We start from the raw sequence: 22,723 nt of genomic DNA, 5'->3' as shown, positions 1-22,723 counted from the left end.
GAGAAAACACATGCAATGGGAAGTCGTCATCGGGCTGGAGATTCACACCCAGCTCACCACCCAATCGAAGATTTTCTCCGGTAGCGCCACCACGTTCGGCTCCGAGCCGAACACTCAGGCCAGCCTCGTCGATCTGGGCATGCCCGGCACGTTGCCGGTGCTGAACAAGGAAGCCGTGCAGATGGCGGTCAAGTTCGGCCTGGCCATCGACGCCGAGATCGGTCAGCACAACGTGTTCGCCCGCAAGAACTACTTCTACCCGGACCTGCCGAAGGGCTATCAGATCAGCCAGATGGAATTGCCGATCGTTGGTAAAGGCCATCTGGATATCACCCTGGAAGACGGCACCATCAAGCGCATCGGCGTGACCCGCGCCCACCTTGAAGAAGATGCGGGCAAGAGCCTGCACGAAGACTACAGCGGCATGACCGGCATCGACCTGAACCGCGCCGGTACGCCGTTGCTGGAGATCGTTTCCGAGCCGGACATGCGTTCGGCCAAAGAAGCGGTTGCCTACGTCAAGGCGATGCACGCGCTGGTTCGCTACCTTGGCATCTGCGACGGCAACATGGCCGAAGGCTCGCTACGCTGCGACTGCAACGTGTCGATTCGCCCGAAAGGCCAGGTTGAGTACGGGACGCGCTGCGAGATCAAGAACGTCAACTCGTTCCGCTTCATCGAGAAGGCGATCAACAGCGAGATCCAGCGCCAGATCGACCTGATCGAAGACGGCGGCAAGGTCATTCAGCAGACCCGCCTGTACGACCCGAATACCAACGAAACCCGCGCCATGCGCAGCAAAGAGGAAGCCAACGACTACCGTTACTTCCCCGATCCCGACCTGTTGCCGGTGATCATCGAAGACGCGTTCCTGGAGCAGACCCGCGCGACCCTGCCGGAACTGCCGCCGCAGAAACGCGAGCGTTTCCAGTCGCAGTTCGGCTTGTCGCTGTACGACGCCAGCGTGTTGGCTTCGAGCCGCGAACAGGCAGACTTCTTCGAGAAGGTGGTGAGCATTTCCGGAGACGCAAAGCTTGCGGCCAACTGGGTGATGGTCGAGTTGGGTTCGTTGCTGAACAAGCAAGGCGTCGAGATCGACGAGTCGCCGGTCAGCGCTGAACAGTTGGGCGGCATGCTGCTGCGAATCAAGGACAACACCATTTCCGGCAAGATCGCCAAGATGGTGTTTGAAGGCATGGCTAATGGCGAAGGCAGCGCCGACGAGATCATCGATCAGCGCGGCCTGAAGCAAGTCACCGACAGCGGCGCCATCGAGTCGATGCTGGACGACGTCCTGGCTGCCAACGCCGAACAGGTCGAGCAATACCGCGCGGCCGATGAGGCCAAACGCGGCAAGATGTTCGGCTTCTTCGTCGGGCAAGCGATGAAGGCATCCAAAGGCAAGGCCAACCCGGGCCAGGTCAACGAACTGCTGAAGCGCAAGCTGGAAGGCTGAGTGCGTTCACGCTAGCGGTTGTTCCCGCGCCTGGCGCGGGAACGATCAACACTTTCTGTAGAGACCCTGCCCCATGCGGCGAATCCTCGGCGCTTGCGCCCTGCTCTCTCTGCTGGCCGGCTGCGCCAGTGACGGCATCATCGACCCGCACGGCTACAACGCCACCGGCGGCGCCTCGTATTACGGCTCGCAACATCAAGGTCAGCGCACCGCCAGCGGTGAACGCTTCGACGCCAATTCACTGACCGCCGCGCACCGGCAATTGCCGTTCGGCACGCGCGTGCAAGTCACCAATCTGGACAACGACCGCAGGGTCATCGTCCGCATCAACGACCGCGGCCCGCACACCCGGGGGCGGCTGATCGATGTGTCACGTGCAGCCGCCGCGCAATTGGGTATGCTGCGCAGCGGAACCGCCCAAGTGCGGGTACAAGCCCTCGACGACTGACTGGTGCCCTGAATTCTTGCCCTAACGAATCTGCCCCTGCCCACGCTGATCGAGCTGGCCTGCGGCCTGCTGTTGATGATCATCGGCGCACAACTGTCGGTGCGCGCCGCTGTGGCCCTGGCCGCCCTGCTCAAAACCCGCCCGCTGTTCCTCGGCCTGACCGTCGTGGCGCTGGGCAGCAGTGCCCCGCAACTCGCGGTCGGGCTGCAAGCGGCGTTCACTGACAGCACCGACATTGCGGTCGGCAGCGTCATTGGCAGCAATATTTTCAACGTGCTGGTCACGCTCGGGCTGTCCGCCCTGATCATCCCGCTGCGCGTGGCCCGGCAACTGGTGCGCGTTGATCTGCCGTTGATGATTGCGGCCACCGCCCTGGTCGCAGCGCTGGCGTGGAATGGCGAGCTGAGCGCGCTGGATGGCGTCGTGCTGTTGATGGGCATGGCGGCGTATCTGTTCGTCGTGGTGCGGCAATTCGCTCACGGCGCGCGGCATGTGGCGAGAACGGACCTTGAGCCGCGCCGGCGGATCTGGCCATTACTCGGCCGACTGGCGCTGATGGCCTGCGGCCTGGCGCTGCTGACGTTCGGCAGTCACCTTCTCGTCGGCGCGGCGGTTTCGGTAGCCCTGGACCTGGGCCTGTCGGAACGGGTGATCGGCCTGACCGTGATCGCTGTCGCGACCTCGCTGCCGGCGTTGATGACCTCGCTGGTCGCGGCATTGCGCGGCGAGCGGGATATCGCGGTGGGCAACATCATCGGCAGCAACCTGTTCAACCTGCTGGGCGTGCTCGGCATCACGGCGTTGATCTCCACCGGGCCGTTGTCGATCTCGCCCAATGCGCTGGATTTTGATCTGCCGGTGATGCTGGGCGTCGCGGCGCTGTGTGTGCCGCTGTTTTATTCGGGGTACCGGATCACCCGGCTGGAGGGGCTGTTGTTGCTCGGGCTTTACGCGGTGTACGGGCTGCACATCGTGTCGTTTACCACGGGCATGCCCCTGGCCGAGCGGCTGGAGCGTTTGATGATTCACTACGCGCTGCCGGTGATTGCGCTGTGTATCGTCGTGGGTACGGTGCGGGCGTGGCGGCGTCAGCATTGATTGGCGACAAGCCTACTAAGACTAAATCCACCCGCCCCACTGCAGAATGAATATCCCGACGTTGGTCGTGACCGCTGCTGCCAGGGTGGTCATGACGATGATCGACGCGGCCAGCTCGTGGTTGCCGTTGGCCGCGCGGACCATGACGAAACTGGCGGATGCCGTCGGGGCGCCGAAGTACAGAAACAGAATCCCTAGCTCCGCGTGACGGAAACCCAGCAGCCACGCGCCCAGCGTGCAGATCAGCGGCAGCCAGACCATCTTCATCAGGCTCGCACTGATCGCCAAGGTGCCGCTCTCTCGCAACGACTTCAATGACAGCGTGCCACCGATGCACATCAGCGCCAGCGGCAGGGTCATCTGCGCCAGGTAGCTGCCGGAGGTATCGAGCCATTTGGGGAGCGGGATCTGGAAGTAGGCGAACGGCGCCGCGACGACAATGCTGATGATCAGCGGATTGGCCATGACGCTTTTCGTGATGCTCCACGGGTCGGACTTGATCACCGGGCTGTAGACCGCCAGCACGACGGTGGACAGGGTGTTGTAGAAAAGAATGACCAGCGCCGCGAGGATCGCACCGAGGGAAATGCCGTAGTCGCCATACATGCTCGCGGCCAGGGCGAGGCCGATCACGCCGTTGTTGCCGCGAAACGCCCCTTGGGTGTAAGTCCCACGCTCGGCGAACGGCACGCGGTAAATGGCCCACCCCCACGACAACGCGAAACCCGCCAGCGTGGCGACGATGAAGTAGATCAGCACGCCCGGCTGAAACGCCGCGTGGAGGTCAGCGTGAATGATCCCCAGAAACAGCAGCGCCGGCATGGTGCAGTTGAACACCAGCGACGAGGCGGTGTGGATAAAGCTGTCGTTGATCCAGCCCACGCGCTTGAGCAACACGCCGAGAAACAGCATCGCGAAGACCGGCGCGGTGATGTTCAGGGTTTCCAGAAAGATTGCCAGCATGCACGCCAACCCTGAGCCGTCGTTAGGTGCCTAATGATAGGCCAGCGGCGCGGGAAGTGTTACCGGCAATTACCTGGTTATCGTACGACTGATCAATAAGCCGGACCGCGTTGCCTGTCGGGGCGTCAGGCCTGGCTGGCAGGTTGCAGCCTCTTCTCAAACACCGAAACCCCGTCCAGATCCCGCAGTGTCACGGTCATTTCCCCGCTTTGGCCGTCAATGTTCACCTCACCAAAAAACTGGTAGCCGGCGAAGGGTGAAGTGTTCTGCGCTGGCGGAGCCTTCTGGAATACCAACTCGGGCCCGAAGGTCTTGTCCAGGGTATTAGGCCCGTAACTGCCCGCATTCAAAGGCCCGGCCACAAACTCCCAGAACGGGTCGAAATCCTGATACACCGCCTGATCGGGGTGGTAGTGGTGCGCCGCGCAGTAATGCACATCAGCCGTCAACCAGACGGTGTCGCGGACCTTCTGCTGGCGCAGGAAGCCCAGCAGTTCGGCAACTTCTTGTTCGCGGCCTTTCGGCGCGCCGTCGTCGCCGTTGGCGATGGCCTCCCAACGCATCACGCCGGGGCTGATCTCGCCGTCGGGCACGCCCAGGCCGATGGGCATGTCAGCGGCAATGACTTTCCACTGAGCCCCAGAGGCTTGAAGTTCGCGCTTGAGCCAATCCAGTTGCTCGCGGCCCAGAAAGGCAGTGGTCGGCCCGGGCTTGTCGGCCAGATTGGCGTCGTTGCCGTCGCGATAGCTGCGCATGTCGAGCACGAACACGTCCAGCATCGGGCCGTAAGCAATCTTGCGATAGACCCGCCCGCCGTTGTCGGCGCTCTGCAGGCGCATCGGCGCATATTCGAGGAACGCCTGTCGCCCGCGCGCCGCCAACAGCTGGATGTCCTTGACCTTGTAGCGGTCGTCGAGCTGCTTGCTCGGTGACCAGTTGTTGGTCACTTCGTGGTCGTCCCACTGCCAGATCTGCGGGACCTCGGCGTTGAAGCGCCGCAGGTTTTCGTCCATCAGGTTGTAGCGGTAGGCGCCGCGGTATTCATCGAGGGTTTCGGCGACCTTGCTCTTCTCTTCCGTGGTGATGTTGCGCCAGACACGCCCACCCTCGGTGACCACTTCGGCAGGCACCGGGCCGTCGGCGTAAATGGTGTCGCCGCTGTGGATGAAGAAATCCGGCAGGCGCAGACGCATGGCTTCGTAAATGCGCATGCCACCGATCTCGGGGTTGATGCCGAAGCCCTGGCCGACGGTGTCGCCGCTCCAGACGAAGCGGATGTTGCGGCGATTGACCGGCACGCTGCGCAGATGGCCGAACCAGGGTTCGCTGGCGACGCCGATTTGCGCGTCCTCGAAGAACACGCGGTAGAAGATGGCTTGATCCGCCGGCAGGCCGGTCAGTTCGACGCGCGCGGTGAAGTCAGTGCGTGGGTCGGCGAGCAGCGAGACCGTGCGGCGGGGGTTGCTGAACATGCTGCGGGTGTCCCATTCGACCACCATCCGCGCAGGCCGGTCGCTGCGGCTCCAGACCATGGCACGGTCGCCGAGCACGTCGCCGGACTGCACGCCGTCGGTCATCTGCGGGCGACCCTTCACCGACGCAATGACCGCAGGCGCGAGCCCCGGCAACAACAATCCGGCGCCAGCGGCCTGGATGATACGGCGGCGAGTCAGGTCGAACCGGGACATGTTTATCCTCCTCAAGGGAATGCCAAAAGGAGGAAGCTAGCAGCGGATTGTTTGCGGGAGATGACAGGGCAGTGAACAGGCCGAGTGTTGTCTGTGTCTGGCACAAGATCCAGTGCCGAGTGTTGTCTGTTCTGGCACAAGATCCAGTGCCAAGCCCGGTCCCTGTGGGAGTGAGCTTGCTCGCGAAGAGGCCCGAACATCCGACACACATTCAGCGCCTGGGATATCGCTTTCGCGAGCAAGCTCACTCCTACAATTGATCGTGTTCCGCCGCGGAAATCCGGGGCGCACTCAGCCTTCTGTAGGAGCGAGCTTGCTCGCGAAGAGGCCCGAACATCCGACACATCTCCGGAAGCCGGACCGCACACTTGTAGGACTGGCTTTAGCCGGGAAGGCGTCGGTAGTCACACCAAAGTTCTGATGGCGGGCACACCGGCCTCTTCCCGGCTGAAGCCGGTCCCACTAAAAGCATCGCGTGCATCCCGTGGAACCGGTTATAGCCGGGAAGCGCCAGCGGTTACGCGCCGGCGGGCACCGCATCCAGCTCGGCAGGTTCAGGTCGTTTCAGCAGCGCGTACAGCACGCCGGTCACGACGCTGCCCGCCACGATCGCCAGCAGGTACAGCAGCGCATGGTTGATCGCGTTCGGAATGAGCAGCACGAACAACCCACCGTGGGGCGCCATCAGTTTGCAGCCGAAGAACATCGACAGCGCACCGGTCAGCGCGCCGCCCGCGATGCTCGCCGGAATCACCCGAAGCGGGTCTTTCGCGGCAAACGGAATCGCGCCTTCGGAGATGAAGCACAGCCCCAGCACGAAGGCCGCTTTCCCCGCTTCACGCTCGCTCTGGGCAAACTTGCGCCGGGCGATCAATGCCGCGATGCCCATACCAATTGGCGGCACCATGCCGGCCGCCATCGTGGCCGCCATCGGCGCGCCGCTGCTGGAGGCCAGCAAGCCCACCGAAAACGCGTACGACGCCTTATTGATCGGCCCACCCAGATCCACGCACATCATCGCGCCCAGCAGCACGCCGAGCAGCACCGCGTTGGCCGTGCCCATGGTGTCGAGGAAGTGGGTCAACCCTTCGAGCATGCCGGCGACCGGCTTGCCCACCACGTAAATCATTACCAGCCCGGTGAACAGGCTCGCCAGCAGCGGAATGATCAGAATCGGCTTCAAGGCTTCGACACTCGCCGGCAGCTTCGCGTAACGATTCACCGCCCAGGCGCTATAGCCCGCGAGGAAGCCCGCGATGATCCCGCCAATGAAGCCGGCGCCCAGGGTGCTGGCGAGCAGACCACCGATCATCCCCGGCGCTAGGCCCGGACGGTCGGCAATGGAATACGCGATGTACCCGGCCAGCAACGGCACCATCAACTGGAACGCCGCGCCCGCGCCGATCTGTTTCAGCGCAGCCGCCAATGTCCCCGGTTCCTCGGCCGCGTGAATGCCGAACACGAACGAAAGAGCAATCAGCAAACCGCCGGCCACCACCATCGGCAGCATGAAAGACACGCCGGTGAGCAGGTGTTTGTAGACACCGGTCTTCTCTTTTTTGGAGGACGCCTTGGACGTTGAAGCCGTGGACTCAACCTCCGCCTCCGCCAGCGCTTTTTTCAGCGTCGCGTCGGCCTGCTTGAGCGCAATACCGGTGCCGCAGCGATAGATGCGCTTGCCGGCGAAACGCTCGGTAGCGACTTCGATATCACACGCCAGCAGCACCACGTCGGCGTCGGCAATGGCCTGGGCGCTGAGCGGATTGCGTGCACCGACCGAGCCCTGCGTCTCCACCTGCAGGTCATAGCCAAGCTTTTTCGCCGCCTGCTGAATCGCCTCGGCGGCCATGAAAGTGTGGGCAACGCCGGTCGGGCACGCCGTCACCGCCACCAGACGCGGCTGCGCGCTGGACGTGGCAGGCGGGGCGGAAGTCGCGGTGTGCTCGGTCGCCAGCGCCGACGCTGAACGCAGAAAGCCGTCGGCATCCTGCAACGCCTGTGCGGGCGTGGCCTGATACAGGCGCTTGCCGGAAAAACGCGTCAGGTCCAGCGCGCCGGTGTTTACCACCAACACCCAGTCCGCCGCTTCGATGTCGCCCGGCGACAGTTGCTTTTCCGGATGACGCGGATCGTGGATCTCGACGCTGGTGCTCCAACCCTGGCGTTGGGCCGCCGCATCCAGCAGACGGGCACTGAGGACGCTGCTGATTTTGCCGTTCGGACAGGCCGTAACGATGGCTAACTTCATCACACTTCCTCTCTTGTTATGCCGTCAGGACGCGGACGTTGACGCCGCTTTCCAGACGTTTCAATTGCGCCGGATCATTGATGCCGAAGCCGATCTGAGTGACGGCCATGGCCGCAATGGCCGTGGCAGTCCGCAAGGTTTGCTCGGGTTTGTGCCCAGACAGCAAGCCGTGAACCATCCCGGCCAGCAGCGAATCACCCGCGCCGACGGTGCTGGCGACGGTGACTTTGGACGGCAATGCCTGCAAGGCCACGTTGGAACTGAACCAATGAACGCCTTCCGAGCCCTGGGAAATCACCACGTGCTCGATGCCGCGCTGGCGCAGGTCGGCTGCGGCCTCTGCTTGCGCGGCGATGGAAATGATCGGCGCATCAAGGGCGTCGGCCAGCTCTTCGGTGTTGGGTTTGATCATCCACGGCGACGCTTCCAGTCCAGCGCGCAACGCTTCGCCGCTGGTGTCCAGCGCAACTTTCAGGCCCATCTCGTTGAGGCGCAGCAACAACGTTTTCAACCACTGGGGGCTGACGCCACGGGGCAGACTGCCGGCCACGACCACCGCATCAAAACCCGACGCGATCTGCTCGACCCGAGCGGCCAGCGCCTGTTGCGCCTGCGCGCTGACTTCCGGGCCCGGGCCGTTGAGGTCGGTAATACGGCCGCTGCTTTCCGCCAGCTTGATGTTGCTGCGGGTCTCGCCCGGCACCCGCACGAATTCATCGACGAAGCCGCGCTTCGCAAACAGAGTTTCGAACGGCTGCTGGTTATCCACGCCGAGGAAACCGGCAACGGTCAGCTCGTGGCCCAGATCAGCCAGCACCTGGGCGACGTTGATCCCCTTGCCCGCCGCGTGGCTGAGCATGGCGTCGCTGCGGTTGACCTGGCCGATCTGCAAGGGGCCCAACTGCACGGTCAGGTCCAGCGCCGGGTTCATGGTCAATGTCAGTATTTTCGCCATTACAGCCCCTCCACGAGGGCACGCACGTCCGCCGCGCTGCCAACGGCCAGGGCCGCCTGCGCAAGTTTTCGGGCTTCGATCAGATTCAATTCACGGACGCAGGCTTTGACTTCGCCGATGCTCCGCGCCGAGACGCTCAATTCATCCACACCCAGACCGACCAGCACCGGCACGGCCAGCGGGTCGGCGGCCAATTCGCCACAGACCCCCACCCATTTGCCATTGGCATGGGCCGCGCGCACGGTGATGTCGATCAGTTGCAACACCGCCGGGTGCAGGCCATCGGCCTGGGCAGACAGGGTCGGGTGACCGCGGTCGATGGCCATTGTGTACTGGGTCAGGTCGTTGGTGCCGACGCTGAAGAAGTCCACTTCCTTCGCCAGCACCGGCGCCAGCAACGCCGCCGATGGCACTTCAATCATGATGCCCAGTTGCAGGTCGGCCACCGGGATTTCCAGACGCAGACGCTCGGTCATGTCGCGGGCCTGACGCCACTCTTCGACGGTGCCCACCATCGGAAACATGATGCGCAGCGGGCGATTGTCTGCCGCACGCAGCAATGCGCGCAGCTGGATTTCCATGATATCCGGGCGCTGCAAGGTCAGGCGAATGCCGCGCACGCCGAGAAACGGGTTTTCTTCTTTATCAATGGGCCAGTACGGCAGCGGTTTGTCGCCGCCGACGTCCAGGGTGCGAACCACCAGCGGGCGACCGTCGAGGTCTTTGAGCACGCGACGGTATTCCGCTTCCTGGGTCGCTTCATCCGGCGCGGAGCTGTGGGCCATGAACAGCAACTCGGTGCGCAGCAGGCCAATCCCTTCGGCGCCCTGCTCCACCGCTGCCGGCGTACCGGCGCTGTCACCGATGTTGGCGAAGACCTCAACGGCGTGGCCATCCTGGGTGATCGCAGGCTCCATGCGCAGGGCAGCGGCAGCCTTGAGCCGTTGCTCGCGGGTGTCACGGTCCTGCAAGGCGCGCTTCAGGGTCGCGTCGTCCGGCGCGACGTCGAGACGCCCGCGCTGGCCGTCGATCAACAGTTGTGTGCCGGATTTGATCAGCAATACTGCATCGCCCGCACCGACCAGCGCGGGGATGCCCAACGCCCGGGCAACGATGGCGCTGTGGGCCGTGGCACCGCCGCGCGCGGTGAGAATGCCGGCGACACGGGCAGGGTCCAGACGGGCGACGTCGGACGGGCCGACTTCATCCATCACCAAAATGTACGGTTCTTCCGGCTCAACCAGGTCCTCGACGCCACAGATCTGCGCCAATACGCGGCGACCGACATCCCGCAGGTCAGCGGCACGTTCCGCCAGCAGCGCATCTTTGAGCTGTTCCTGCTGACGGGCGGCGGCCTCGATCACGTTCATCCATGCCGCAGCGGCGCTTTCGCCTTGTTTCAAGCGCTGCGCCACTTCGTCGACCAGTTCGGGGTCGGCGAGCATTTCCTGGTGGGTGACGAAAATCTCGCGAATGGCCTTCGCCGTGCTGCGTTGAATCAATTGCTCGATGTCGATGCGCACCTGCGCCAGCGCGCTGTGCAGACGTTCGTGCTCAACGCTCTGCGATTCGCCCTGGGCCGGGTAATCGAACACTGGCAGAACATGCACGTGGGCCGGGCCGACGGCGATGCCGGGCGCCGCAGGAACGGCCTGGATGTGAGTGCCCGCAGCCGGCGCGCTGAGGGTTTTCTCAACAATCGTCGGGGCGGGTGCGGGCTCACTGTGGGCCGGCAACGGTTCGATTTCTTCGCCCAGACCTTCGAGCACTGCGGCGATCAACGCAGGCAAGGCATCGGCGGCAATGGTCGGCTCGGCAATGAACTCAAGGGACTGACCGCGCTGCACGCCGAGGCTCAGCAGCTTGCTCAAGCTCTTGGCCGACACCGGATTCTCGGTGCCATCGACGATGCGCACGCGGATGTCGCCCTCAAAACCCTTGGCCAACTGCGCAAGGATTTTCGCCGGACGCGCGTGCAGACCGTGGGCATTGGCCAGGGTCACGCGCTCGCTCGGCCAGTCCGGCGGCACTTCGCCGCCCAATGCCTGAAGCACGGCGCGGCTGCTGGTCGCCTCGCCCAGTACGTGGCCGCGACCTTCGATCAGCAACGCGCATAGACGTTCGAGCAACGCCTGGTGGGACTCACCCAGGCTCGCCAGGCAGAACAGGCCGGTCAGCGACTGGCCCAGATGACGCATGGGTTTGTCCGGGGTGACGAACGCCAGGCCGGGCTTGTTGACCATCTGTTCGCTGTGCAGCCACCAGAGGCCTTCGCCCAACGGCAGTGGCTCGACCTGCTGCAGCACCGCCGCGAAGCCGTTGTTCACACACTCGGCCTTGCGCAGCAGACGCGCGCCGCGCCAGACCAGTTCTTCGAAATCATCGACCATGACGCCCAGGCTGATCATCTGCGCATCGAGGGCCAGTTCTTGTGGCGCACCCTGCAGCAGTTTGAGTAGCGACTCGGGGTCCTTCGCCTGACGCAACGCTTCGCCCAGGTCGTTTTCACCGAGTGCGCGGGTCAGCAACTGGAGCAAGCGCAGGTGTTCGTCGGACTTGGCGGCGATGCCGATGGCCAGGTAGACCATTTGCCCGTCGCCCCAGTCCACCCCTTCGGGGAATTGCATAAGGCGCACGCCGGTGGCGAACACCTGGTCGCGGGTCTCTGGCGTGCCGTGGGGAATGGCAATGCCCTGCCCCAAAAAGGTCGAGCCTTGTTGCTCGCGCGCCTGCAAGCCTGCAAGGTAGCCGGCAGCGACCAGGCCGTCAGCGACGAGCAAGTCAGCCAGCAGTTGCAACGCGGCGGGCTTGTCCACCGCCGACTGGTCCATGGAAATTTGCTCTATGGTCAGCTCGAGCATTGCGTTCTCCTGTGCTGCGCGGGGTCGCGCCAGATTCTTGTTGTAGGACCGGTCGTACACACCGATGACTGACGGTTTGCGAATATTGAATGCGGCATTCAGAGGTCCGATTGGGCAAAAAGTGCCATAAACAGGCCTGCTGAATCGTTTAATCTGAAGTGCCGCGCACGTTACTTGATAATTCCGGCGGTTTGAAGCTCATCCGGTCGAATCGTGTAGGAAACAGCCCGTGCGGGTCACAAGCTTCCTACGAGGCGACGGTCTGCTGTCATGATGGCTGTTAATCGGTGAAAATCCCTGCCACGGTAGTTCCGCTCCCACTTTTGCTTCTCATCACGAAAGGATGCCCGGCTTGAAACTCAGTGATATTGCGCGTCTGGCCGGTGTTTCTGTGACCACGGCCAGCTACGTGATCAACGGAAAGGCCGAACAGCAACGCATCAGCAGTGCAACGGTCGAGCGCGTGCGCGCGGTGGTCGACGCCCATGGCTTCAGGCCCAACCCGCAGGCGGCCGGGCTGCGCAGCCGGCATACCCGCACACTGGGCTTCATCCTGCCGGACCTGGAAAACCCCAGCTATGCGCGCATCGCCAAGCAACTGGAACAGGGCGCTCGCGCGCGCGGCTACCAATTGCTGATCGCCAGTTCAGACGACGATCCCATCAGCGAGTTGCAGTTGTTGCAGCTGTTTCGTGCGAGACGCTGCGATGCGCTGTTCGTCGCCAGTTGCCTGCCGGCCAGCGATGACAGCTATCGCGCGCTGCAGCAGCAAGGGACGCCGGTCATCGCCATCGACCGGGAGATGGACCCGGCACACTTCTGCTCGGTGGTCAGCGACGACCACGACGCCAGCCAGCAACTGACCCGCAGCCTGCTGGAGATCAAACCCCGACACATCGCCTTGCTTGGCGCGCAGCCGGAGCTGAGCGTCAGTAAGGCGCGGGCCAAGGGCTTCGAAGACGCGCTGGAGGGTTTCGAAGGCTCGGTGATCAGCGAGCACGGCGACGCGTTCAGCCGTGACTGCGGCCTGCAACTGGCCAGCGATATGTTCGATCGGCTGGGTTATTTCCCGGACGCGCTGATCACGACGTCCTACGTCCTGCTGCAAGGGGTGTTCGACCTGCTGCACCAGCGGCGCCTGAACCCGGACCAACTTCACCTGGGCACGTTCGGTGACACGCAACTGCTGGATTTCCTGCCGCTGCCGGTCAATGCCATGGCCCAACAGCACCACTTGATCGCCGAAAAAGCCCTGGCCCTGGCCCTGTCGGCCATTGAGCAGGACCAGTACGAACCGGGCGTGCATGCCATTGTGCGGACGTTCAAGCAGCGGATTCACGAGGCGTAAGCAACGTGCGACTGATCGACACCCACACACACCTGGATTTCGACGATTTCGATGCCGACCGCAACGACGTACTCGCCAACAGCCGGCAGCTGGGTGTGGAGCGCCTCGTGGTGTTGGGCGTGTATCAGCGCAATCTGCAGCGAGTGTGGGATCTGGCGCTCAGTGAGCCGTCGGTGTACGCCGCGCTGGGCTTGCACCCGGTGTTCCTGGAAGAGCATCAGCCCGAGCATGTGCAGCAACTGCGCGACTGGCTGACGCGTCTGGCCGGGCATCCCAAACTGTGCGCCGTGGGCGAAATCGGTCTGGATTACTACATCGAATCCCTGGACCGCCCGCCACAACAGGCCTTGCTCGACCAGCAGTTGCAGATGGCAGCGGACTTCAACCTCCCCGCCCTGCTCCACGTGCGCCGCAGCCATGCCGACACCCTCGCCGCGCTCAAGCGTTTCAGGCTCAAGCGCTGCGGTATCGTTCACGCCTTCGCCGGCAGCCGCGAAGAAGCGCGGGAATACATCAAGCTGGGTTACAAGCTGGGGCTGGGCGGTGCGGCGACGTGGCCGCAGGCCTTGCGCATGCATCGGGTGATCGCCGAGTTGCCGCTGGACAGCGTCGTGCTGGAAACCGACTCGCCGGACATGGCCCCGGCCATGTTTCCAGGCATGCGCAACAGCCCCGAGCATCTCCCCGACATTTGCGCCGCCATCGCCGAACTGATGAAAATCCCTGCCGACACGCTGGCCGCAGCGAGCACCGCCAACGCGTGCGAAGTGTTCGGCTGGGTCTGAAGTCTGTCGCCGATTTCATGTTGTAAGAAGAAATTTCAAAGACGCAGCGTGGTCCCTTGGGTACCTCTCTAGGCTCACAAAGGAAACCCGTTAATGAAATTCTCGAAGTTCGCGCAGGCCTTGTCGCGATGGTCCGGCAGCCCACGAACCTTCCTGGTGGCGATCGCGCTGATTTGCGTGTGGGCCGCGACCGGGCCGCTCTTCCACTACAACGACACCTGGCAACTGATCATCAACACGTCCACGACGATCATCACCTTCCTGATGGTTTTCCTGATCCAGAACACCCAGAACCGCGATACCGATGAGTTGCATATCAAAATCGACGAACTGCTGCGCGTGACCAAAGATGCACAGAACGCCGTGCTGAGCCTGGATAATCTCAACCAGAAGGAACTGCACGCGCTGCGCAAGAAGTACAAGGCGATGGGCAAAGGCATTGAGTTTGATCACGCCGAGGCGTTTCCGGAGCCTGAGCCTGAGCCGGGTGAGGAGGCCGGTACACCCGCTAAATCTTCAGCGGCTGCAGTGACTTCTTCGTGAGCACGCTCACTCCCACATGAACCGTGATCCAGCCGGGCTCAGATGCCCGGCTGGTAAAGGGCTGAATTCCGGCTTAGGTAATCGGCGCCGGGTTGAACAGGGTGATGTCGTTGTGCAGACGATACTTCTCGGTCCAGGTCGTCTTCTTGCCACTGGCCACGTCCAGATAGAAGTGAAACAGCTCCCAACCCAGATCCTCGATGCTTGCACGCCCGGTCGCAATGCGCCCGGCATCGATGTCGATCAGGTCCGGCCAGCGCTGGGCCAGCTCGGTACGGGTCGACACTTTCACCACCGGTGACATCGCCAGACCGTACGGCGTGCCGCGCCCGGTGGTGAACACGTGCAGGTTCATCCCGGCCGCCAGTTGCAACGTCCCACAGACAAAATCGCTCGCCGGCGTTGCGCAGAAGATCAGGCCTTTGCGCGTCACCCGTTCGCCAGGGCCAAGCACCCCGTTGATCGCGCTGCTGCCGGATTTGACGATGGACCCCAGCGACTTCTCGACGATGTTCGACAACCCGCCCTTCTTGTTCCCCGGCGTGGTGTTGGCGCTGCGGTCCGCTTCGCCCTTGGCCAGATAACGGTCGTACCAATCCATTTCACGAACCAGGCCTTCAGCGACTTCCATGTTTTCCGCACGGGAGGTCAGCAGGTAGATCGCGTCACGCACCTCGGTCACTTCCGAGAACATTACGGTCGCACCTGCGCGCAGCAGCAGGTCCGAGGCATAACCCAGTGCCGGGTTGGCGGTGATGCCGGAAAACGCATCGCTGCCGCCGCACTGCATGCCCAGAATCAATTCCGACGCCGGCACGGTTTCGCGACGACGCTGGTCGAGCTTCTTCAAGCGGGTCTCGGCCAATTCCATGATCTGCTCGATCATTTCGTTGAAGCCGTGTTTGGAATCCTGCAAGCGATACAGCCACGGCTCGCTCAGATCGACCGAGGCGTCGTCACTGTGCATGACCTGATCGGCCTGCAACTTCTCGCAGCCCAGGCTGATCACCAGCGCCTCGCCACCCAGGTTCGGGTTACGCGCCAGGTTGCGCACGGTGCGGATCGGGATGTACGCGTCCTTGGCGGTGATGGCGACGCCGCAGCCGTAGCTGTGGGTCAGCGCCACCACGTCATCGACGTTCGGGTATTTGGGCAGCAGTTCTTCGCGGATGCGCTTGACGGCGAAATCCAGAACGCCGGTGACGCACTGCACCGTAGTGGTAATGCCCAGGATATTGCGCGTGCCGACGGTGCCGTCGGCGTTGCGATAGCCCTCGAAGGTGAAGCCTTCCAGCGGCTCACCGCGGACCGGCACGGCATCGGACATCGGCAGGCTGTCCAGCGCTGGCGCCGACGGCATGCGCAGCTGATCTTCCCTGACCCAACTGCCCTTCGGGATCGGCTGCAGCGCATAGCCGATGGTGTGGCCGTAACGAATGATCGGCTCCCCTTCGGCGATGTCCACGGTGTTCACCTTGTGGCTCTGCGGCACATTGTCGACGGTCACCAGACCGTTATCGAATTCAGTCCCCGCCGGGACGCCCTGGTCATTGACCACGACGACGACGTTATCAAGCGCATGCAGGCGAATGTAACGCGGCGAGTCGGCATGTTGGATCAAGTTCATCACGGTTTTTCCTCAGAGTTTCGCTTGAGAAAGCTCGGCTTCACTGGCCGGCAAGGCACCCTTCTTTGGGGTTTCCTTGAGTTCTACACGTTTGATTTCACCGACGATGAAGATGTAGCTGATCACTGCCACCAGCGCGTTGGCGCCGACGAACACCAGGGCCCATTTGAACGAACCGGTGGTGCTGATGATGTAGCCGATGACGATCGGGGTGGTGATGGAGGCGATGTTACCGAACATGTTGAACAGACCGCCGCTCAAACCGGCGATTTGTTTCGGCGACGCGTCGGACATGACCGCCCAGCCCAGTGCGCCCACGCCCTTGCCGAAGAAGGCCAGTGCCATGAAGCCCACGACGACCCATTCGACATCGACGTAGTTGCAGGTCACGATCGAGGTCGACAGCAGCAGGCCACCGATGATCGGCGCCTTGCGTGCGAAGGTCAGCGAATGGCCTTTGCGCAGCAGGTAGTCGGAGATGATCCCGCCCAGTACGCCGCCGATGAAGCCGCAGATGGCCGGCAGCGATGCAATGAAGCCCGCCTTGAGAATGGTCATGCCCCGTTCTTGAACCAGGTACACCGGGAACCAGGTCAGGAAGAAGTAGGTGATGCCGTTGATGCAATATTGAGCCAGGTAAATGCCCAGCATCATGCGGTTGGTCAGCAACTGACGCACGTAGTCCCATTTGGGACCGCTGGCGGAGCCTTTACCCTTGTCCTGATCCATGTCGACCATGCCGCCGTTGTTGGCGATGTGATCGAACTCTTCCTTGTTGATTTTCGGGTGGTTGCGCGGGCTGTGGATAACTTTCAGCCAGATCAGCGAGAACAGGATGCCGATACTGCCCATCACGATGAACACATGCTGCCAGCCGAAGGTATAGACGATCCAGCCCATGATCGGGGCGAACAGCACGGTGGCGAAGTATTGCGCCGAGTTGAAGATGGCCGAGGCCGTGCCGCGTTCAGACGTCGGGAACCAGGCCGCCACGATACGGGCGTTGCCGGGAAACGACGGTGCTTCGGCGAGGCCCACCATGAAGCGCAGGGCGAACAGCAGGAAGATGGCGGTCGAGAGACCGAATTCACCGACGTAGCCTTGCAGCACGGTGAACAGCGACCAGGTGAAGATGCTCATTGCGTAGACTTTCTTGGAGCCGTAACGGTCCAGAAGCCAGCCGCCCGGGATCTGGCCGGCGACGTAGGCCCAACCAAATGCGGAGAAGATGAAACCGAGGGTGACGGCGTCGATGCCGAGGCTTTTTTGCAGGCTGGAGCCCGCGATGGCGATGGTTGCACGGTCGGCATAGTTGATCGTGGTCACCAGGAACAGCATGAGCAAGATCAAATAGCGGACGTGCGTCGGCTTGGTTTTCAGCATGTTCGAAACTCCCACTAATTATTTTTTTGTGCGGGTAAACGATCTTATGTGTGTGCTGCTCGCCCCTGCCCCTAAAACAGATGCGATGTGAAGCGGTACTGCCAGGTATCTGTTAGCGAAGCCCCGAGGGCAAAAAACCGCTGATCGCTCAGCGGTTTTGCGGCATCCGGGCGGTTACTGCTTGCCCTGCTTGTCCATCAGAGCAGCCAGCAAGTCCACTTCCTCGGAAGTCAGGTCAGTCAGCGGCGCGCGGACCGGGCCTGCGTCGTAACCGGCAAGCTTGGCGCCCGCCTTGACGATGCTTACGGCATAGCCGTGCTTGCGGTTGCGGATGTCGAGGTAAGGCAGGAAGAAATCGTCGATCAGCTTGCCGACGGTCTCGTGATCGTCTTTGGCGATGGCGCGGTAGAAGTCCATGGCCATTTTCGGCAGGAAGTTGAACACCGCCGACGAGTAAACCGGCACGCCCAGCGCCTTGTAGGCGGCGGCATAGACTTCTGCGGTGGGCAGACCACCCAGGTACGAGAAGCGGTCGCCCAGACGACGGCGGATCGAAACCATCAGCTCGATATCACCCAGGCCGTCTTTGTAGCCGATCAGGTTAGGGCAGCGCTCGGCCAGCTGTTCCAGCAGTGCAGGCGTCAGGCGGCAGACGTTACGGTTGTAGACGACAACGCCGATCTTGACCGATTTGCAGACCGCTTCAACGTGGAGGGCAACGCCGTCCTGGCTGGCTTCGGTCAGGTAGTGAGGCAACAGCAGCAGGCCTTTGGCACCCAGACGCTCGGCTTCTTGAGCCATCTGAATCGCCTGGCGGGTCGGACCACCGACGCCAGCCAGAATCGGCACTGTGGTTTCACAGGTGTCGACGGCAGTCTTGATGATTTCGGAATATTCGTCGCCGGTCAGGGAGAAGAACTCACCTGTGCCGCCCGCTGCGAAAAGCGCGGAGGCGCCGTAAGGAGCGAGCCATTCCAGACGCTTGATGTAGCCAGCGCGGTGGAAGTCGCCCTGGGCATTGAAATCGGTAACCGGGAAGGAAAGCAGACCGTGAGAGAGGATGGACTTCAGTTCTTGTGGATTCATTATTCGAACACCCTGGGGAGCTATTTTTGTGGATGAAGCACCAGTCCTGCGCTGATGTCGTAAGTCATCGTACAACTGGGAGGGTTATCACTCAATAGCGTTTTGAAATATTTATGCCGGGTGAGGATGAGTGGTGCGTGGCTGCTCTCGCAAGTGGTAACGGTGCCTGATTATCAGATGCCGCAGCCGCCCCAAGGGCTGCGCTAAATGGCGCTATTTGTAGGAGTGAGCTTGCTCGCGACCTGGCGCGAAGCGGCAGCATCCTTTTGAAGGCGGCATGTCGGAACGAACTGCAGCTTCAGCTTTACGACTGCTGCGCAGCCGATCGCGAGCAAGCTCACTCCTACGGCCTCCCGCCAGAATCAAGCGCTTTCACCGCCCTCTCGGATTATTCCGTAGTCCAGTGATCCAAACGTTGTAGTCCTTCTCTGAAACTGCTCGCGCACCTGCCTGGAAAACCTTCTGCGGGGCGCGGCACGTCGCTAAAGTCATTGCGGTTCAAATTCAAATTCTTAATCACCGCGAACCGCAAGGAACGAAACGAAATGGCAATTGATGCATTTTTAAAAATGGCTGACATCCCGGGTGAGTCACTGGATGCCCAGTTCAAAGACTGGATTGAGATGGAAGACTTTGATGTCGGCGCCAGCCAGTCAGCCTCCGCAACCACGACGAGCTCGGGTGGGGCCAGCAGTGGCCGCGCGAAAATGAGTGATTTGTACTTCCGAAAAGCTGTCGATAAAGCAACACCTAAGCTGCACGAAGCCTGCTGCAGTGGCAGGCACTTCAAAGAAGTGACGGTCGCGTTAAATCGGGCGGGCAACGACAAGATCAAATACCTAGAAATAAAGCTTGAGGAAGTGATTGTTTCTTCAGTTCATATTAGACCAGAGAATCTGGTGGCATGCTGGGCTGGATCAGACAACCAGTTAAAGACGTATTTGCAGGAACTGACAGGAGCGAGTGGTTCAGCCTTTACCGAGACGACGGCCAAGTGGACGACCAGACGACTATCAACAACATTCAGCGAAGTGCGTTCCGGATTCATCCGGTTGGACCACAGGGAATTAGCCAGGGCTGCGTGACAATGACATCGAAGCTGGCATTCGATGAGCTACGTCGATCCTTGAGAAATATGCCAGGGGAAATCTTGCCTAGCACTGGAATCAAATACTTCGGAGTGTTGGATGTGCTGGAAAACTCTCAGGGGGCCAAATGATTAGAGTGCTGGCGATACTCCTGCAAATCGTATTCATACTTACGCTTTCAATATTACTCGAACGCTGGGTGATGATTGGCGGACCGATGAAATGGATACTTCACACTGAAACCGGGATGAATGCTTATGTATGGCTACTAACGCTCTTCAAATTGGAGGGTCTGGAAGACGGGGAAGACATGCTCATTCTCTTGACGCTCAGCTTGACGCTCATGGTTTCAACGCTGACATGCTTAGCCCTCACCAAAGCCTTGCGAAAATGGAGACGCGCACCGATCGATCAAAACGTCGAATAACCCAGCCATAACCTTGTTCGATCAAGGGCACCGCAGCAACGCGATCCCCTATCAATCAATCCAGATCAAGCCCGCTGCGACTCAGCCTCTTCATGAGCATGGCGCAGGCGTTCGCGGCTGTTGGTCAGGTGCAGGCGCATGGCGGCGCGGGCGGCGTCGGAGTCCTGGCGCGCAATGGCGTCGTAGATTTCCTCGTGCTCTCGGCTCAGGCGGCTCATGTAGTGCTGGTTGTCGTCGTGGGCGAGGCGCGCGGAGTTCAGGCGGGTGCGGGGGATGATGCTCGTGCCCAGGTGATTCATGATGTCGGTGAAGTAGCGGTTACCGGTCGACAGGGCGATCGCCATGTGGAACTGGAAATCGGCGCCGACCGCATCGCTGGCATGGGCCGCGCTTTCGGTGAGTGCGTCGAGGGCGGCGCGCATGTCGGCCAGTTGTTCGGCGGAGCGGCGTTGAGCGGCAAGGCCGGCCGACTCGACTTCAAGGCTGATGCGCAGCTCAAGAATCGCCAGGACATCACGCAAGGTCACGATGGTCGCCGGATCGATACGAAAACCACTCGGGCTTGGCGTGTCGAGGACGAAGGTGCCGATGCCGTGCCGGGTTTCCACCAGCCCGGACGCCTGCAGCCGCGAGATGGCTTCGCGTACGACGGTACGGCTGACCCCCTGCTCTTCCATGATGGCGGACTCGGTGGGCAACTTATCGCCGCGCTTGAGTCCGCCACTACGGATGCGCTCGGAGAGTTCGGTAACCAACTCCTGCGCGAGACTGCGGTGCTTTCGGCGGGCGCGAGGCGGAGCGCTCTGATTTTCCATATCCAACATGCATCTCTAAATACGCTGAACGCTGATGATAGCTCACCAGGTTGTGTGATCACACAACAACCCCGGTGAGGCGCCTTGTTTACGACACTTTATCGCTTCAGCACTCTACGCTCAAAATGCCGTTTCGGTGAGCGGCTGCTCATGCAACTGACCGCCGTCGATGCGCACGTGCCGACGATGGAAGCGCTTGAGGCTGCTGCGGTGGCCGATACTGAGCAAGGTCACGCCCGGCAACTCGTCCAGCAACGCCTGATACAACGCAGCTTCATCCTCCTCGTCCATCGCTGAGGTGGCTTCGTCCAGGTACAACCAGTCCGGCGCGAACAACAGGGCGCGGGCGAACGCGACACGTTGCTGCTCGCCCGGCGACAGCATGCGCTGCCAGTGCTCGGTCTCGTCCAGTCGAGAGATCAGATGACCGAGGCGGCAGGTTTCCAGCACTTCAGCAAAGCGCTCGGCAGGATAGACTTCGGGCGCCTGGGGATAACTTAGCGCCTCCCGCAGCGTGCCGATCGGCAGATACGGTTTTTGCGGCAGGAAGAAGGCACGTTTTGCCGGTAACTTCACGGCACCGTGGCCTTCTTTCCACAACCCGCCCATCGCCCGCAGCAGTGTGCTTTTACCGCTCCCGGAGCGGCCGCTGAGCATGACCTTCTCGCCTGCGGCAATGCTGATGTTTGCGTTGTTCAGCAACTGGCGACCGCCGGCGAGGGACAGCGCGAGGCCTTCGAGCTGCAAGGCATCGCCCTCGTGACTGACCTTGATGGCCGGCACGCGCGCTTCGTTTTCGTCCATGGCCTGACGGAAACTGAGCAGACGATCGCAGGTGGCGCGCCACGACGCCAGTTGGGTGTACGCGTCGATGAACCAGCTGAAGTTCTCCTGCACATTGCCGAACGCCGAGTTGATCTGCATCAGCTCGCCCAGTTCGATCTTGCCGGCAAAGTAACGCGGCGCGGCCACGACAAAGGCGAAAACGATGGCGATCTGCGAGTAACCGGCGGTGAAGAACGTCAGGCGCTTCTGCACCTTCATAATCGTCCAGAAGTTGCTCCAGACCATGCCGAAACGCGCGCTCAGGCGCTGGTTCTCGTTGGCCTCGCCATCGGACAGGGCGATGCTTTCGGCGTTCTCGCGAACGCGCACCAGCGAGAAACGCATGTCGGCTTCGTATCGCTGTTGCTGGTTGCTCAGCACGATCAGGCGTTTGCCGATCAGGTGAGTCAACAAGCTGCCCACCGCTGCATAAATAAGTGCGGCCCAGAACATGTAGCCGGGAATGGTGATGCCGAACAGCTCGATGCTGCCGGACACGCCCCACAGAATCACCGAGAACGACACCAGACTGACGACGGTGCGCAGCAGGCCCAGGCTCAGGCTGAGGGTGTCGGAGGTAAAGTTGTTGAGGTCTTCGGACAGACGCTGGTCAGGGTTATCGGTGTAACCGCCCTGCTCCAGCCGGTAGTAATTCTTGTGCGCGAGCCACTTGGCGAAATGCTGTTCGGTCAGCCAGCGACGCCAGCGGATGGTGAGCATCTGGGTCAAATACAAGCGATACACGGCACCGAGGATGGCGATGGCCGCAATGCCGCAGAAATACAGAATCAGGTGCGTGAAGGCCCCCAGATCCTTGTTCTGCAGCGCGTTGTAGAAGTCGCGGTACCAGCTGTTGACCAGCACTGAAATGAAGACACTGAACAGCGACAGCACGATCACTGCGATGAGCAGCACCCAGGCCATGCCTTTTTCTTCACTGCGCCAGTAAGGCGTGACCAGCTTCCAGACCCGGGAAAAGAAACTCCCGTTTACAGCGTCATTGACCCTGGATTCGTCTACATCAAAATTCATGGCAAAAAGCTCGGCAGCGGGCAGTTATAGGCGTTGGCGCCAATGTG

General features: G+C 61.6%; 18 protein-coding genes and 1 pseudogene. 9 read left to right on the top strand and 10 right to left on the bottom strand.

Annotation, left to right across the window (positions count from 1 at the left end; genetic code table 11):
- The first annotated feature begins 10 nt into the window (after positions 1 to 10).
- The 3 genes from gatB (at position 11) to QWI18_RS11075 (ending at position 3,002) form a co-directional block, all read left to right on the top strand.
- Positions 11 to 1,456, top strand: a complete 1,446-nt coding sequence (gene gatB / locus QWI18_RS11085) for an Asp-tRNA(Asn)/Glu-tRNA(Gln) amidotransferase subunit GatB (protein ID WP_065990118.1) — start codon at positions 11 to 13, stop codon at positions 1,454 to 1,456.
- Between the two features lie 73 nt (positions 1,457 to 1,529).
- Entirely contained in the window at positions 1,530 to 1,904 is a 375-nt protein-coding gene (locus QWI18_RS11080; RefSeq protein ID WP_065990120.1) for a septal ring lytic transglycosylase RlpA family protein, read from the top strand.
- Positions 1,905 to 1,949: 45 nt separating this feature from the next.
- Positions 1,950 to 3,002 carry a calcium/sodium antiporter gene (locus tag QWI18_RS11075; RefSeq protein ID WP_192132508.1) on the top strand — a complete coding sequence of 351 codons (1,053 nt, stop codon included), beginning with the start codon at positions 1,950 to 1,952 and terminating at the stop codon, positions 3,000 to 3,002.
- Positions 3,003 to 3,023: 21 nt separating this feature from the next.
- Here QWI18_RS11075 and QWI18_RS11070 read toward each other — a convergent pair whose 3' ends face one another.
- The 5 genes from QWI18_RS11070 to ptsP all read right to left on the bottom strand — a co-directional run bounded on the left by QWI18_RS11070 (position 3,024) and on the right by ptsP (position 11,717).
- Positions 3,024 to 3,965, bottom strand: coding sequence for an AEC family transporter (locus QWI18_RS11070; RefSeq protein ID WP_133776254.1), 942 nt, complete (start codon positions 3,963 to 3,965; stop codon positions 3,024 to 3,026).
- Between the two features lie 125 nt (positions 3,966 to 4,090).
- Positions 4,091 to 5,653: an alkaline phosphatase gene (locus QWI18_RS11065; RefSeq protein ID WP_369318838.1), complete on the bottom strand. Its 1,563-nt coding sequence runs from the start codon at positions 5,651 to 5,653 to the stop codon at positions 4,091 to 4,093.
- A gap of 517 nt (positions 5,654 to 6,170) precedes the next feature.
- Positions 6,171 to 7,901 carry a PTS fructose-like transporter subunit IIB gene (locus QWI18_RS11060; protein WP_192132392.1) on the bottom strand — a complete coding sequence of 577 codons (1,731 nt, stop codon included), beginning with the start codon at positions 7,899 to 7,901 and terminating at the stop codon, positions 6,171 to 6,173.
- Between the two features lie 16 nt (positions 7,902 to 7,917).
- Positions 7,918 to 8,856: a 1-phosphofructokinase gene (gene pfkB / locus QWI18_RS11055; RefSeq protein ID WP_369318837.1), complete on the bottom strand. Its 939-nt coding sequence runs from the start codon at positions 8,854 to 8,856 to the stop codon at positions 7,918 to 7,920.
- On the bottom strand, positions 8,856 to 11,717 hold the full coding sequence (gene ptsP, locus QWI18_RS11050; protein ID WP_296306823.1) for a phosphoenolpyruvate--protein phosphotransferase: 2,862 nt from the start codon (positions 11,715 to 11,717) through the stop codon (positions 8,856 to 8,858). Before ptsP ends, pfkB begins: the two co-directional genes overlap by 1 nt.
- A 352-nt stretch (positions 11,718 to 12,069) precedes the next feature.
- On the opposite strand from ptsP, the gene cra reads away from it, so the two are divergent.
- The 3 genes from cra (at position 12,070) to QWI18_RS11035 (ending at position 14,393) form a co-directional block, all read left to right on the top strand.
- On the top strand, positions 12,070 to 13,065 hold the full coding sequence (cra, locus tag QWI18_RS11045; protein ID WP_065990136.1) for a catabolite repressor/activator: 996 nt from the start codon (positions 12,070 to 12,072) through the stop codon (positions 13,063 to 13,065).
- A 5-nt stretch (positions 13,066 to 13,070) separates the two neighbouring features.
- Complete coding sequence (locus tag QWI18_RS11040) at positions 13,071 to 13,850, top strand: TatD family hydrolase (RefSeq protein ID WP_192132394.1); 780 nt, start codon at positions 13,071 to 13,073, stop codon at positions 13,848 to 13,850.
- A 93-nt stretch (positions 13,851 to 13,943) separates the two neighbouring features.
- Positions 13,944 to 14,393 (top strand): low affinity iron permease family protein, encoded by a 450-nt coding sequence (locus QWI18_RS11035; protein ID WP_192132396.1) that lies wholly within the window; start codon positions 13,944 to 13,946, stop codon positions 14,391 to 14,393.
- Between the two features lie 73 nt (positions 14,394 to 14,466).
- Here the strand turns inward: QWI18_RS11035 and garD are convergent, their stop codons facing one another.
- From garD to kdgD, 3 genes are all read right to left on the bottom strand, one after another.
- Complete coding sequence (gene garD / locus QWI18_RS11030; protein ID WP_192132398.1) at positions 14,467 to 16,020, bottom strand: galactarate dehydratase; 1,554 nt, start codon at positions 16,018 to 16,020, stop codon at positions 14,467 to 14,469.
- 12 nt (positions 16,021 to 16,032) lie between these two features.
- Positions 16,033 to 17,403 (bottom strand): MFS transporter, encoded by a 1,371-nt coding sequence (locus tag QWI18_RS11025; RefSeq protein WP_065990145.1) that lies wholly within the window; start codon positions 17,401 to 17,403, stop codon positions 16,033 to 16,035.
- Positions 17,404 to 17,577: 174 nt separating this feature from the next.
- Positions 17,578 to 18,489 (bottom strand): 5-dehydro-4-deoxyglucarate dehydratase, encoded by a 912-nt coding sequence (kdgD, locus tag QWI18_RS11020; RefSeq protein ID WP_065990147.1) that lies wholly within the window; start codon positions 18,487 to 18,489, stop codon positions 17,578 to 17,580.
- 545 nt (positions 18,490 to 19,034) lie between these two features.
- On the opposite strand from kdgD, the pseudogene QWI18_RS11015 reads away from it, so the two are divergent.
- The 3 genes and pseudogenes from QWI18_RS11015 to QWI18_RS11005 all read left to right on the top strand — a co-directional run.
- Positions 19,035 to 19,367, top strand: a pseudogene (locus QWI18_RS11015) (Hcp family type VI secretion system effector); the annotation flags it as partial.
- Positions 19,368 to 19,393: 26 nt separating this feature from the next.
- Positions 19,394 to 19,708: a tlde1 domain-containing protein gene (locus tag QWI18_RS11010; protein ID WP_369318836.1), complete on the top strand. Its 315-nt coding sequence runs from the start codon at positions 19,394 to 19,396 to the stop codon at positions 19,706 to 19,708.
- Positions 19,705 to 20,004, top strand: a complete 300-nt coding sequence (locus QWI18_RS11005) for a hypothetical protein (RefSeq protein ID WP_369318835.1) — start codon at positions 19,705 to 19,707, stop codon at positions 20,002 to 20,004. Before QWI18_RS11010 ends, QWI18_RS11005 begins: the two co-directional genes overlap by 4 nt.
- Positions 20,005 to 20,069: 65 nt before the next feature.
- On the opposite strand, the gene QWI18_RS11000 is transcribed toward QWI18_RS11005, so the two are convergent.
- Positions 20,070 to 20,819: a FadR/GntR family transcriptional regulator gene (locus tag QWI18_RS11000; RefSeq protein WP_065990157.1), complete on the bottom strand. Its 750-nt coding sequence runs from the start codon at positions 20,817 to 20,819 to the stop codon at positions 20,070 to 20,072.
- 120 nt (positions 20,820 to 20,939) lie between these two features.
- On the bottom strand, positions 20,940 to 22,676 hold the full coding sequence (locus tag QWI18_RS10995; RefSeq protein WP_369318834.1) for an ABC transporter ATP-binding protein/permease: 1,737 nt from the start codon (positions 22,674 to 22,676) through the stop codon (positions 20,940 to 20,942).
- Positions 22,677 to 22,723 lie beyond the last annotated feature (47 nt).

The sequence above is a fragment of the Pseudomonas sp. W2Oct36 genome, from assembly GCF_041060465.1.
GTDB lineage: Bacteria > Pseudomonadota > Gammaproteobacteria > Pseudomonadales > Pseudomonadaceae > Aquipseudomonas > Aquipseudomonas graminis_B.
Note: the sequence above shows the minus strand (reverse complement) of the source record. Positions and strands in the feature narration are given on the sequence as shown.